The following is a 12,919-nucleotide window of genomic DNA, read 5'->3' as shown; positions in this document are numbered from 1 at the left end:
ATTTACTTTCGAAATTTATAAACAACGGCTACAATTACAAATAACAAAGCTAAACTTTCAAATGCTATTATCAAAGAGAATTGATGCGCAATAAAGCCCAAAAGCGCAGGTCCCACAAGTTGCCCAGCGTAACCTAAAGTCGAAATCATTGGAATGGCAACGGTTGGCGACAAGCCATCAATCTTGCCTCCTTCACTGAAAAATACGGGAACAATATTGGCTGCGCCGATACCTAAAAGTACAAAACCGAACACAGAAATCCCAGTCCACGGACTAAATACCAAAATTGAAATTCCTAAAAAAGCCAACAAACTTCCACCAACAACCACGGTTTTGCTACTCAATTTCGTAATTATCGAATCACCTAAAAGTCGCATAACCGCCATGGCAACCGAAAATGCCGCATAACCAATTCCTGAAAATTCTAATGAAATGCCTTTGAACTCTCGTAGAAAAATAGCGCTCCAATCCAGCATTGCGCCTTCTGCCAAAAAAACGATAAAACACATCAATCCCAAAAGCAAAACGGATTTGTTAAACCATTGCGACTTTTTATTGACAACCAAATCTTCATCAACATGCGAAAATTGCTGAATAATCTCTCGCTCAGACTTGTAATTCAATAAATATGGATATTGATAAATCACCAAAACCACCAAAAGAACCGAAATAAGAATTGCTGAAAATACAGGATTCAATCCCATTTTTATAAGAAATCCGATTCCAATAGAACCCAGCAAACCGCCTACACTAAACAATCCGTGCAATGACGACATAATTGTTTTCTGTGAAGCATTTTGTACTTGTATGCCGTGGGAATTCATGGCAACATCTATCGATCCAATGCAACATCCAAATGCAAATAGCGCAGTGCCCATCGCATATACATTGTTGATAATCAATAACAATGGAAGTATAAGTGCAACAACAAGTGCGGCTACCAAAATTACTTTTCGACTTCCCAATTTGCTGATTAAAAAACCTGTTAAAGGCATCATTAACAAGGCACCTGCACCTAATAAAAGAAGTAAAACGCCCAATTCGGCTTCATTTAAAAAGAATCGATCTTTTGCAATAGGAACCATCGGAGCCCAACTGGAAAGGGATAAACCACAAACCAAGAAAATGATTTGTGTAGCTTTTTTGGCTTGTCTTAATTGTTTTTCTGTCATAACTAAAATTCTAACTTGCAATATTATGAAATTTTGCATAATATTGCAAGTTAGAATTTAAAACTTAAAATAGTATTTAACATGAAAATAGAACATTTAGCAATTTGGGTAGACGATTTAGAAGTGATGCGAAACTTTTATTTGAAGTATTTTGATTTAGAAAGCGGCGAAAAGTACATCAACACTCAGAAAAAATTTGCGTCCTACTTTTTGACTTTTGGTGAGGGAAAAACCCGAATTGAAATTATGACACATGAAGATATTTACGCAGAACCCGAAAAGAGAGGCTTTGCGAAAGGGATTGCCCATTTCGCGATTTCTGTGGGGAGCAAAGAAGCGGTAAACAATTTGACAGAGCAACTGCGTGCTGATAATTACGTAATCGAGAGCGAGCCGCGAACCACTGGAGATGGTTACTACGAAAGCGTTGTATTAGATCCTGAGGGGAATTACGTCGAAATATCGGCTTAAAAGAATTGTCGGTAATTCATTGTAAAGACTTTTGAGAAGCTTAGAAGAAAAGTAAAGTTTGATTTTAAATAATCATTCGGTGAGCCGCTTTAATACTACAAAGCGGTTTATTTTGAATTGAATTCCGCATATTCATCCCGCAATTTTTTCGGCAACTTTTTAACGACTTCCTGTACCGAATGTTTAATCCACGATTTCAAGGTTTCGTCGTCCATATCGCCATTTAGCAAAATCGTATTCCAATATTTTTTGTTGAAATGCCAAGCTTCGGTCACACTTTCGTAACGTTCACGAAGTTCAATAGCTTCCTCGGGATTGCATTTTAGCGAAACTTTAAGTTCAGCATCATTTAAGGGAATCACCGCAAACCATTTATCATAAACCCGAAACATCAGATATTCATCCTTAAAAGGCATATCTTCCGTCGCCAACGGAATAGACAAACAATATTCGCGAAGTTCTTCGATGTTCATAAAAGGTGATTTTAATTAAAATTAATCTTTGGTATTCGCAATGATTACAGCAAATGAATCCATATAATCTCGCCAATGCACAATTTTCCTGTTTTTAATCGTAACTATCGAACAAAACCTGTTGTCATAAGGCTTTCCCGTGGCTGGAATCGTACCATGAACGGCATATTCTAAAGTTATAATTCCTTGCGCTTGGTCTTTGTAAACATGTAAGCCATGTGCCGAATCGAGCTGCGTTTCGTAACCGCCAAACCAATCCATATAGGCTTGCCTCCCTTCTATTCTATTGGGAAAATTCGGGAAATTGTACAAAAACTCGAACACAGCGTTTTCATCCACAGCATCCCAAAAATGTTCGCCATCCACTTCGCCTTTCAAACCTTGCATCACGATATTGTAAAACGCATCGGCATTTTCGCGAAAAGCAGGATGATTTCTATCGACTTGATTATTATTTGTATTTTCTGACATGAGATTTATGTTTAAAATAGGAGTTTAAAATTAGAAAAAAAATGCTTTTCAACAAAATCAAAAAGGCTAAAAAAAGTTTGATTTTTGTAAGTTATCAACGCAATAAAATTCACGAAAAATGAAAAAAGAAATCCAAATTGATGGAGCCAAAATTCAAGATTTGACAAGTTTGTATAAGGAATTTAATGACAAATTGATGCCTAACGAAGATTGGGAATTGGGCGAAAGTTTGGATGCTTTGGACGATTTATTGTACGGCGGTTTTGGCGAAATTAATGGCAACGAAGCCATTCGACTTGTTTGGACAGATTTTGAGCGAATGAAAGAATTTTTTGGTTATGACTTTACCTTAAATTTTTACCAAAACAAGCTGAAATATCCAGAAATTTTCAATAAAGATTTGATTAAAAATTCTATTGATGAACTGCAAAATGGAAACGGAAAAACCTATTTCGAAATTATCTTAGAAATCATTGAAAGTCATTCTAATATTGAATTGGTGACGAAATAAATGGTAAATAAAAACTTCCATTTTTTTATATATCTCAGAAATCCACATCTCTTCAAAAATCCGCTTTTTATAATCCATTCTTAAACTTATTTTCTTTTAAATTTCAAATTCAAAAACTTTTATTTTAGCAATTGCTTAAATAATAAAATTAACTACATTTGCCTTATGGAAAAAATTTCGTGTATAAGGCAGCAAGCGGATGCTCATCAAATCAATCGTTGCAAAGAAAAGGTTTCGGAACTGGATGATACTTTTGATTATTTGTCGCAAGGTTTGGAACTAATTGGCAATAATGTTAGGTTGAAAATTCTTTATTTATTAAATGAGGAAAAGCGTTTGTGCGTGTGCGATTTGAGCGATATTTTGGGAATGACAGTTTCTGCAATTTCGCAACATTTACGAAAACTAAAGGACCGAAAACTCATCGAAACCGAAAGAGAAGCGCAGACCATTTTCTATTCTTTGACCGATGAATACGATAAAATTTTGCAACCCATTTTCAAAATTCTTGATAAATCCGAAATCCTCGAATCAATATGAAATCAGAAAATAAACTTTTAGGCGCTGGACTTTTAACGGCAATTGCTGCGTCGCTTTGTTGCATTACGCCTGTTCTTGCGCTTTTCGCAGGTGCCAGCGGTGTGGCTTCAACTTTTTCGTGGCTTCAACCTGCCAGACCTTATTTTATTGCAATCACCGTTCTGGTATTGGTTTTTGCGTGGTATCAGAAACTAAAACCCAAGAAAGAAGTCGATTGCAATTGTGAAACTCAGGAGAAACCAAAATTTGTGCAATCCAAAACTTTCCTTGCAATCATCAGTGTTTTCGCGCTTTTGATGCTCAGCTTTCCATTTTATGCCAATATATTTTATCCTAAAACGGAAAAGGAAGTTCTTGTTGTTGAAAAATCTAATCTGAAAACGGTCGAATTTGGAATTAGCGGTATGACTTGCGATGCGTGTGGCGACCATGTTAATCATGAAGTGAACCAGTTGCAAGGTATCGTAAAATCTGCGGCTTCGTATGAAAACGGGAATGCTATTGTGGAGTTTGATGAGTCCAAAACGACAATCGCCGAAATCGAAAAAGCCATCAATTCCACGGGCTACAAAGTGATTAACAAAACTGAAAAATAAATGGAAATTATATTAAATTCAACAATTACATGTCCTAATTGCGGACACAAAAAAGAGGAAGTGATGCCGACAAATGCGTGTCAGTATTTTTACGAATGTGAACAATGCAAGTCGGTTCTAAAACCAAAACAAGGCGATTGCTGCGTCTATTGCAGCTATGGCACAGCAAAATGCCCGCCAATACAGGTAAACAAGAAATGTTGCTGATTCCTAACAGCTTGCAAAATTTGTCTTTAAAATTTTTGAAGACATTTTTTTGAAATAAAATATACCGATTGGTATATTATTTGTAACTTTGCGATAATAATTCAAGTATGGTCATGAGTAAAGCAGAAAAAACGAGACAATTTATCATCGAAAAAACGGCACCTATTTTTAACAGAAAAGGTTACGCTGCGACCTCTTTGGCTGATATTACGGAAGCGACTGGACTGACTAAAGGTAGTATTTATGGCAATTTCGAGAATAAAGAGGAAGTTGTCATCGAGGCTCTTCGTTATAATGTTTCTAAGCGCAGTGGTGGCTTGGATGAAGTTATTTCTGCCTCCCAAAATCCTTTGGATGCGTTAATCGGCATGCTGGAATATCATCGTGAAAAGTTGATGCAAGTCCTAAAAACTGGCGGTTGCCCAATGCTAAATGCAGCAACGGAAGCCGACAATCATTTGGATTTTCTTAAAAATACAGTTCAGCGACAGTTTCAAGGTTGGCAGATGAAATTTATCAAGGTTATAGAAGATGGTCAGGCACAAGGTTATTTCAAAAAAGACATTTCGGCAGATAATTATGCCAAGGAATTCATTATGCTAATTGAGGGCGGCATCCTTTTATCAGGCACTTTGGATGATAAAAAGTACATGGATTTGGCAGTTGACCGAGGTTTAAAAATCATTGAAACCGAAATTAAAATTTAAAAATTTTTAAGCATAAATATACCATTTGGTATTTAACAATATTTTCATCCCTAAAAAGATGATGTAATTAAAAACAAAAAGACAATGGAACATTTTGATATCACCGTAATTGGTTCGGGTCCTGGCGGTTATGTAGCGGCAATTCGCAGCGCTCAATTGGGTTACAAAACTGCAATTATCGAAAAATATGACACGCTGGGCGGCACGTGTACCAACGTTGGATGTATTCCCTCAAAGGCTTTGCTGGATAGTACGCACCATTTTTCGGACGCTTTGCACAAATTCAAAGTGCAAGGAATTGAAGTTGGCGAGATACAATTAAATTTTAAACAAATGTACGACCGCAAAGCAGACGTTGTTCTGAAAAACACCCAAGGTTTGGAGTTTTTGATGAAGAAAAATAACATCACCAAATTGCATGGTACAGCCAGTTTTGTCAATAATAATGAAGTGAAAATTTTGGATGCTTCTGGTACGGAAACTCAAATTTCAAGTGATAAATTTATCATTGCAACGGGTTCTAAACCCTCTTCCATTCCTGGAATCGAAATCGATAAAAAGCGCATCATCACATCAACCGAAGCTTTGGCATTGACCGAGCAACCTAAAGAAATCATCATTATTGGCGGTGGCGTTATCGGTGTGGAAATGGCTTCTATTTTTAACAGAATTGGTACCAAAGTAACCATTTTGGAGTACGCCGATTATCTGATTGCGACAATGGACCACGAGTTGGGCAAAACGTTGCAAAAAATATTGAAGAAAGAAGGCGTTGATATTCAGTTGCAACAATCAGTTTATAAAGTTGAAAATCAAGGCGATTCGGCAAAAGTTTGGTTTAAAGATAAAAACGGAACTGAGCAAACTTTACAAGCGGATTATGTGTTGATGGCGGTTGGTAGACGTCCTTTCACACAAGGTTTAGGATTGGAAAACACAAGTGTAAAGTTGACGTAAAGAGGTTTTATCCAAGTCAACGAAAAACTACAAACCGAAGCAGCTAATATTTATGCCATTGGCGACGTTATTGGCGGTGCAATGTTGGCGCATAAAGCCGAAGAAGAAGGCGTTTTTGTTGCTGAAACCATCAACGGACAAAAACCGCACATCCATTACAATCGTATTCCTGGCGTAGTGTACACGTGGCCAGAAGTGGCTTCTGTAGGCGCAACCGAGGAAGAATTGAAACGTGACGGAATCGCTTACAACGTAGGAAAATTTCCGTTTTCGGCAAGTGCCAGAGCTCGTGCTTCAATGGATTTGGATGGTTTTGCTAAAGTTTTGGTTGATCCCAAATATGGCGAAGTTTTAGGCGTTCACATCATCGGCGCTCGTGCGGCTGACCTTATCGCATCTGCCGTTGTGGCGATGGAATACGAAGTTACTGCCAAAGATATGTTCACGATGTCGTATGCGCATCCAACCTATTCCGAAGTTTTGAAAGAGGCTTATATGCTGGCTTCCGGACAAGCTGCGATTAATATTTAAATTTTAAAATTCAATTAATTCTTGAATTTTAACCAAAAATCTAACAATAAATGACACCAATAGAATTATTACAATCGTATAAAGGCAAAGTTTTCGATATTTCGCCGTCACCTTTCACAAAATGGCTTGCACCAACGGTTATCGATGCTTCCGAAGGCAGAATTGTATTCGAATTTACGGTTCGTCCAGAATGGCTAAATCCGATGCATAATATCCACGGTGGCGTTACTGCCGCCATTATCGACGATGTTATCGGAACCATGATGTTTTCTTTGGGCGAAGACAGTTTTTACACGACCATCAACAACACCATCGATTATTTTTCGGTGGCAAAAGCAGGTGACAAAATTACAGCCGAAACCAAAATTATCAAGAAAGGCAAGCAATTTGTGCACGCTGAATGCGAAATCTGGAACCCCGATCATACGAGAATGATCGCCCGCGGAACCTCTAATTTATTTAAAACCTCATTACAGAAATGAAACGTGTTGTAGTAACTGGTCTTGGGACTATTAACCCTTTGGGAAATGATATTGAAAGTTTTTGGTCGAACATAAAAGCTGGCAAAAGCGCTGGGCAAAAGCTTTCACGATTCGATGCTTCCAAATTTCGGTCGCAAGTGGCGTGCGAAATTCAGGATTTTGATGCATCCAAATATTTGGATAAAGCGGAAGTAAAACGCACCGATCTTTTCACGCAATATGCTTTGTACAGCGCATCACAGGCGATGGAAGATGCCAATTTTGATTTGAGTAAAATCGATCCTTTCGATTTTGGTGTAATCTGGGGCGTTGGTCAAGGCGGAATGCAAACCTTTGAAAATGAAGTTGAAAACTATGTAAACGGCGATTATAACCCACGTTTTAATCCGTTTTTTATTCCAAAATTGTTGATTAATATGGCATCGGGAATGATTTCGATGAAATATGGTCTGCAAGGAATCAACTATACGCCAGTTTCGGCTTGTGCAACGGGAAATACCGCGATAATGGACGCTTTCAATTACATTCGATTGGGAAAAGCTAAAGTTTTTGTGACAGGCGGTTCGGAATCGGGCATTACTCCTGCCTCTTTTGGCGGATTTTCTGCCATGAAAGCGATGAGTCAGCGCAATGACGACCCAAAAACGGCTAGCCGACCTTTTGATAAAAACCGTGACGGCTTCGTGATGGGAGAAGGTGCAGGTGCTTTGATTTTGGAAGAATACGAACATGCGAAAGCTCGTGGTGCAAAGATTTATGCCGAATTGGTGGGCGCAGCGATGACTGCGGATGCTTATCACATGACCTCGCCGCATCCTGAAGGATTAGGTGCCGCTAAATCTATGGAATTGGCGATTGAAGAAGCCGGTTTGAAACCAAAAGATATCGATTATCTCAATCTTCATGCGACTTCTACGCCAGTTGGTGATATTGCAGAATTAAATGCCGTTCAGAAAGTTTTTGGCAACGACCATCAACTTCACGTCAGTTCTACAAAATCTATGACGGGACATTTATTAGGCGCTGCGGCAGCGATTGAAGCGATTATTGCCATAAAAAGTATCAACGAAAATATAATTCCCGCAACGATTAATGTTGAAGAATTAGACGACGATATCCCTACAGACATCAATGTTGTCATCAATCAACCTTTAGAAAAACCCGTGAAAGTAGCTATGAGCAATGCTTTTGGTTTTGGTGGACATAATTCGACGGTGGTTTTTAAAGAGTTTGTTGAGTAATTAATTTGATTTAAATGATTTTTAACGCAAAGGCGCAATTCTATTTACATTAAAAACATTTTTAAGGCGCAAGGATTTTATCTTCGATAAAATTTCACTGATTGAAAATTGGAAATCCTTGCATTGAGCAAAGTCGAAATGTTCTTGCGCCTTAATTACATCTTTATTTGTTTTTAGACTTGCACCTTTGCGTTTAATGAGTTCAAAATAAATAATTGAAGAAACTAACTCGTAACTGCGAGTTAGTTTTGCTTTTTGGAAACAGCATTGAATCTTATTTAAAACTCAATTCTGTATTTTTAATTAATATTAAAAACCAAATGTCCATTATCTACCGAGTTTTATTGCCAAAGGAAAGCAAAATTTATCGTGAAATTCGATTGGTAAGTTTAAAAACATTTCCCGATTCCTTTGAAGCGAAATATGAAGATTCAGTGAAGCAAGAAAAATTAGCTTTCGAAACTGAAATCGAAAATCAAAGCATTAATCGATTTGTTTGTGGCGCTTTTGATGGTGAAAAACTTATTGGCATTTGTACGTTTGCGAAAGATAAAAATGGTAAAGGAAATATCATTCAGATGTTTGTAAAACCTGAATACCAAGGTCAAAATATCGGAAGAGAATTATTAGAATTCATTTTAAAAGAAGTCAAAAAGCGACTTCCCGAAACTGATATTTTCTTGGAAGTTGCTAAAGATAATTTGTCTGCTTTTCATCTTTACAAAAAAGTAGGTTTTAAAATCGAAAAGGAATCGGAAGATGGCAGGATTCTTTTGATGAAGTTTGAATAGATTCTAAACGTTCTATTTCTTCGCAATCATATGTTTTGCAACCGCCTCATAATCCAATAAATCAACATTATTTTCGTCGTAGAATAGTTCCCATTTAAAGTTTGGGATTAGAATTTTGGATGTTGGCGATTCGTTCCAATCAACTTCAAATTGATGTTTCTTTAAAACTTCAACCACCTTTTTGCCAACCGCTATGGTTACGTCATCATCTTCATTATCCACTTTCTGAAAAGCGATATACAAGCTCGGGTCTTCCTTTGCAATCGCCCTTGACAAATCTTGCTCGTGATAAAAGCAATATCCATCGGAAACAATTCCGTTGTCTTGCAACTTTCGCTCCACATCTACAACCTCATATTCGCCGTCGCTAGTCGTGTAACCTGCATTGTGAAGCGCAATAATGTTTTGATCACAAAGTTCGTCAAAAGCGGCTATCAAACGTTCGATATCCGTTGGACTTTTCCAAGTTTTAGTTTCGTTTAACATCGATTGCCATTCAGCTTCAATATGTTGAGTTGCCCAATCTTCCGAGATTTCGTTCTCGAATTCGTTGTCTTCAATTTCATCTAAAATATTGTCTTTAATTTCGTCAAGCGACAAAAATCCCATTCGAACTTGGTTCTCAATCGATTCATAAATAAAAGCTTCGTTTTCAGTCATTTTTCAGTGTTTGTAGGTTTTAATTGTTTTAAAAATAAGACTTTTTCCTAGATCAAATAGTATTTCAATATCGTTTTAAAATAATTTTAACAATGATTTGATTTTTAAAATCAAACCTGTTTTTCGTTTGAAAAGAATTAATTTAAAAAGAAATAAAAATGACAGTTTAAAAGTTTATTTCGTCTAAAAACAAAAAACCACAGAAAATCAAATGTTCTGTGGTTTTTTAATTCTAATTGAATAGCGTTTACAAATTCATTCCGCCCGAAACTTCGATGCGTTGACCAGTAACCCAACGTGCGTCATCGCTACATAGGAAAGCCACAACGCCACCAATATCGTCTGGCAAACCAACTCTGCCTAAAGCCGTAACCTGCGCTACATGATCGTTGATTTCCTTGTTATCACGCACTCTTCCGCCACCAAAATCCGTCGCAATCGCACCTGGTGCAACAGTGTTTGCCGTAATTCCGCGAGAACCTAATTCTTTTGCCAAATAGCGCGTCAAAACTTCGACAGCGCCTTTCATGGCTGCATAAGCCGACGAACCAGGATTGGAAAAACGAGCCAAACCAGTTGAAATATTTACGATTCTACCACCATCATTTAAGAAAGGTAAAGCTTTCTGCGTCAAGAAAAATACGCCTTTATAATGAATGTTTACTGCATTGTCGAATTGCTCTTCCGTAGTTTCTGCAAAAGGTGCGTACAAAGCCGTTCCCGCATTATTGACCAAATAATCAAAATTCGGTTTTCCCGTTTTTTCGGTTAAATGATCAGTCACTTCCTTTAGAAAAGTGTCGAAAGATTTTACATTTCCCGCATCCAACTGAAACGCCGCGGCATTTTGTCCTAAATTTTGGATTTCGGCAACCACTTTGTCCGCTTCTTCCTTGTTGCTATTGTAGGTTAAAACCACGTCTACACCTTTCTTCGCCAAACTTAAAGCCATATTTTTGCCTAAACCGCGACTTCCACCAGTTACCAAAGCAATCTTATTTTCTGTACTCATATTTTTGTTTTATTTAATGATGCAAAGTTGCACGAAAATCAGCAATTCACTATTGCGCGAATCAATGAATGATTTGTAAAATTCAAATCATTTAGTTTCGATAAGCCAAAGGTGTTAATTGTGTATGTTTTTTGAAAAAGTTAGAGAAATGTGCTACCTCTTCAAAACCTAAACTGTATGCGATTTCAGAAACATTCCAATTGGTTTGTTTGAGTAAATATTTAGCTTCCTGAACAATGCGATTACCAATTACTTCTGTCGTGGTTTTGCCTATACTTTCTTTTAAAACTTTGTTCAAATGATTGACATGAACTGATAATCTTTCTGCAAAATCCTTTGCTGTACGAAGATTTAGCTTTTGATTGGGAGATTCGATCGGAAATTGTCGTTCTAATAATTCAATAAAGAGTGAAGTTACCCTTGCTGACGCATTATGAGAAGAATTTTGTTCGTCTAAAGGTTGTAGTTTTTGTCCGTAATGAATCAATTCCAAAACATAATTTCGAATCAAATCATACTTGAAACGATAATCGGAATGCATTTCCTGTTGCATCTTTCGGAAGATTTGCAACACTTCTTCTGCTTTTTCATCATCAATTTGAAATATCGGATAAGCACCCGTTTGGAAAATCGGCAAATCATCCAATACGACTCCTGTTTTATTTCGAACTAAAAAATCATCGGTAAAAACACAGAAAAACCCCGATTGATGCTCATCTTGAGGCAACCAATGATATGGAATTTTGGGTGTTGCAAAAAGCAAAGCATTCTTATTAATTTCGAAAGTTTTGTCCGCATATTCCGCTAAATTATGCCCACGAATCATACTGATTTTGTAATACATCCGTTTGTTATAAGGCATTAATTGCGTTCGACGCGTTTCGTTAAAAGTTTCGGCAATATCAAAAATATTGAAATGTCCAATATCCTTAGAAATATCAGGCGGCAAAAAACTATAGATATTTTGTCCCGTTGCATTAGACATTTCCTGATAAAACTGGTCGATGCTGGTTTTCTTTTTCATGGCAATATTTGCAAAAATCAAATGTACGCAAAACTTTCAATCAATAATTTATTGCGTTTAAATCTTTGCTAAATCTGAAATTAAATTTACGATTTTATCATTCAAAAGCATTGGAATTTCGTGTCCCATTCCTTCAATTTTTAAAAGTTTTGAATCTTTGATTCGAGCATGCAAATCCTCCGCACAAGCCAAAGGGAAAATTGGGTCTTCGGTTCCATGAATAATCAAAGTTGGCGCTTTAATTCTATCAAAACGTTCGGCATTAAAACCAGTTAAAGTCATCGCCATAATATGTCCCAAGGTTTGTGCTGGAACTGCACGCTGATTTTCCTCAATAAGCATTTGCCATTCTGCATCTTCATCAAATGGAATCAAACTTCCCGAAATTCGTTTGGCAAACTTCAAACGGTTTTCACGAAAAGCTTCTTTATCCGTTTTAAAATCTGGAACTTTCTGCATCATCATTTCCATAACATCTGGCGCAGTTTGCGGAAGTTCGGGATTCAAAGAAGTGGACATAATTATCGTCGCACTCAAAACTCTTTCAGGAAATTCGGCTGCTAAAACTTGAGTGATAATTCCGCCCATCGAGCGACCAACAATATGCGATTTTTCAATTTTCAAGGCGTCTAACAATCCAATTGCATCTTTTGCCATATCCATAAGTGAATAAGCATTTTCTGGAATTTTTCCCTGTTGCAGAAGTTGCATTAATTGCCCAACATCAGCAACTTTATGTTCGATAAAAGTACTTTTCCCAGCATCGCGATTATCAAATCGAATCACACGAAATCCTTTGTTCATCAAGTTTCGACAAAAATCTAAATTCCATCGTACCATCTGACTTCCCAATCCGGAAATCAACAAAATACATTCTTTATTTTCCTCGCCAAACTGTTCGTAGCAAGTCGAAATACCGTTGACATTTATATATTTTGAACTCATTTTTAAATAATTTAAACTTTACAAATACTTGATTACTCAAATAAATATTTTGCAAATGTATTTAAATTTCAACCAATTATAAAAATACTAATTTTATTTTATTAAAATTTTATATCTTTGCCAAATAC

16 protein-coding genes and 1 pseudogene are annotated in these 12,919 nt (G+C 36.9%); 10 read left to right on the top strand and 7 right to left on the bottom strand.

Annotated features, from left to right (window positions below; genetic code table 11):
• Positions 1-2: 2 nt before the first annotated feature.
• Positions 3-1,211 carry an MFS transporter gene (locus tag HXZ74_RS00280; protein ID WP_221408234.1) on the bottom strand — a complete coding sequence of 403 codons (1,209 nt, stop codon included), beginning with the start codon at positions 1,209-1,211 and terminating at the stop codon, positions 3-5.
• Positions 1,212-1,253: 42 nt separating this feature from the next.
• Here HXZ74_RS00280 and HXZ74_RS00275 point away from each other — a divergent pair, with 42 nt between their 5' ends.
• A complete protein-coding gene (locus tag HXZ74_RS00275) occupies positions 1,254-1,643 on the top strand; it encodes a VOC family protein (protein ID WP_115000837.1) in 390 nt (129 codons plus the stop codon).
• Between the two features lie 107 nt (positions 1,644-1,750).
• On the opposite strand, the gene HXZ74_RS00270 is transcribed toward HXZ74_RS00275, so the two are convergent.
• A complete protein-coding gene (locus HXZ74_RS00270) occupies positions 1,751-2,116 on the bottom strand; it encodes an MmcQ/YjbR family DNA-binding protein (RefSeq protein ID WP_115000839.1) in 366 nt (121 codons plus the stop codon).
• 21 nt (positions 2,117-2,137) lie between these two features.
• A complete protein-coding gene (locus tag HXZ74_RS00265) occupies positions 2,138-2,587 on the bottom strand; it encodes a nuclear transport factor 2 family protein (protein ID WP_115000840.1) in 450 nt (149 codons plus the stop codon).
• A gap of 118 nt (positions 2,588-2,705) precedes the next feature.
• On the opposite strand from HXZ74_RS00265, the gene HXZ74_RS00260 reads away from it, so the two are divergent.
• The 9 genes and pseudogenes from HXZ74_RS00260 to HXZ74_RS00220 all read left to right on the top strand — a co-directional run bounded on the left by HXZ74_RS00260 (position 2,706) and on the right by HXZ74_RS00220 (position 9,150).
• Entirely contained in the window at positions 2,706-3,098 is a 393-nt protein-coding gene (locus tag HXZ74_RS00260; protein WP_115000842.1) for a barstar family protein, read from the top strand.
• A gap of 165 nt (positions 3,099-3,263) precedes the next feature.
• The gene (locus tag HXZ74_RS00255; protein WP_115000843.1) at positions 3,264-3,638 is read left to right on the top strand and encodes an ArsR/SmtB family transcription factor; all 375 of its coding nucleotides are present in this window, start codon (positions 3,264-3,266) and stop codon (positions 3,636-3,638) included.
• The gene (merTP, locus tag HXZ74_RS00250) at positions 3,635-4,234 is read left to right on the top strand and encodes a mercuric transport protein MerTP (RefSeq protein ID WP_115000845.1); all 600 of its coding nucleotides are present in this window, start codon (positions 3,635-3,637) and stop codon (positions 4,232-4,234) included. The genes HXZ74_RS00255 and merTP overlap by 4 nt, the downstream gene beginning before the upstream one ends.
• Complete coding sequence (locus HXZ74_RS00245) at positions 4,235-4,441, top strand: GDCCVxC domain-containing (seleno)protein (RefSeq protein WP_115000847.1); 207 nt, start codon at positions 4,235-4,237, stop codon at positions 4,439-4,441.
• Positions 4,442-4,554: 113 nt separating this feature from the next.
• Positions 4,555-5,148, top strand: coding sequence for a TetR/AcrR family transcriptional regulator (locus HXZ74_RS00240; RefSeq protein WP_115002083.1), 594 nt, complete (start codon positions 4,555-4,557; stop codon positions 5,146-5,148).
• Positions 5,149-5,232: 84 nt separating this feature from the next.
• Positions 5,233-6,636, top strand: a pseudogene (gene lpdA / locus HXZ74_RS00235) (dihydrolipoyl dehydrogenase).
• A 50-nt stretch (positions 6,637-6,686) separates the two neighbouring features.
• Positions 6,687-7,118, top strand: a complete 432-nt coding sequence (locus HXZ74_RS00230) for a PaaI family thioesterase (RefSeq protein WP_038331282.1) — start codon at positions 6,687-6,689, stop codon at positions 7,116-7,118.
• The gene (gene fabF, locus HXZ74_RS00225; RefSeq protein WP_115000849.1) at positions 7,115-8,359 is read left to right on the top strand and encodes a beta-ketoacyl-ACP synthase II; all 1,245 of its coding nucleotides are present in this window, start codon (positions 7,115-7,117) and stop codon (positions 8,357-8,359) included. The genes HXZ74_RS00230 and fabF overlap by 4 nt, the downstream gene beginning before the upstream one ends.
• 320 nt (positions 8,360-8,679) lie before the next feature.
• A complete protein-coding gene (locus HXZ74_RS00220; protein ID WP_115002085.1) occupies positions 8,680-9,150 on the top strand; it encodes a GNAT family N-acetyltransferase in 471 nt (156 codons plus the stop codon).
• 12 nt (positions 9,151-9,162) lie between these two features.
• Here the strand turns inward: HXZ74_RS00220 and HXZ74_RS00215 are convergent, their stop codons facing one another.
• From HXZ74_RS00215 to HXZ74_RS00200, 4 genes are all read right to left on the bottom strand, one after another.
• The gene (locus HXZ74_RS00215; RefSeq protein WP_286473363.1) at positions 9,163-9,810 is read right to left on the bottom strand and encodes a DUF6891 domain-containing protein; all 648 of its coding nucleotides are present in this window, start codon (positions 9,808-9,810) and stop codon (positions 9,163-9,165) included.
• 247 nt (positions 9,811-10,057) lie between these two features.
• Entirely contained in the window at positions 10,058-10,822 is a 765-nt protein-coding gene (locus HXZ74_RS00210) for an SDR family NAD(P)-dependent oxidoreductase (RefSeq protein WP_115000853.1), read from the bottom strand.
• A gap of 91 nt (positions 10,823-10,913) precedes the next feature.
• On the bottom strand, positions 10,914-11,846 hold the full coding sequence (locus HXZ74_RS00205) for a helix-turn-helix domain-containing protein (protein ID WP_115000855.1): 933 nt from the start codon (positions 11,844-11,846) through the stop codon (positions 10,914-10,916).
• A 57-nt stretch (positions 11,847-11,903) separates the two neighbouring features.
• Positions 11,904-12,791 carry an alpha/beta fold hydrolase gene (locus HXZ74_RS00200; protein ID WP_115000856.1) on the bottom strand — a complete coding sequence of 296 codons (888 nt, stop codon included), beginning with the start codon at positions 12,789-12,791 and terminating at the stop codon, positions 11,904-11,906.
• Positions 12,792-12,919 lie beyond the last annotated feature (128 nt).

The organism is Empedobacter sp. R750, assembly GCF_030324345.1.
Taxonomy (GTDB): Bacteria; Bacteroidota; Bacteroidia; order Flavobacteriales; family Weeksellaceae; genus Empedobacter; species Empedobacter falsenii_C.
The sequence above is the reverse complement of the archived record's forward strand: the minus strand, read 5'-3'. Positions and strand labels throughout refer to the sequence as shown.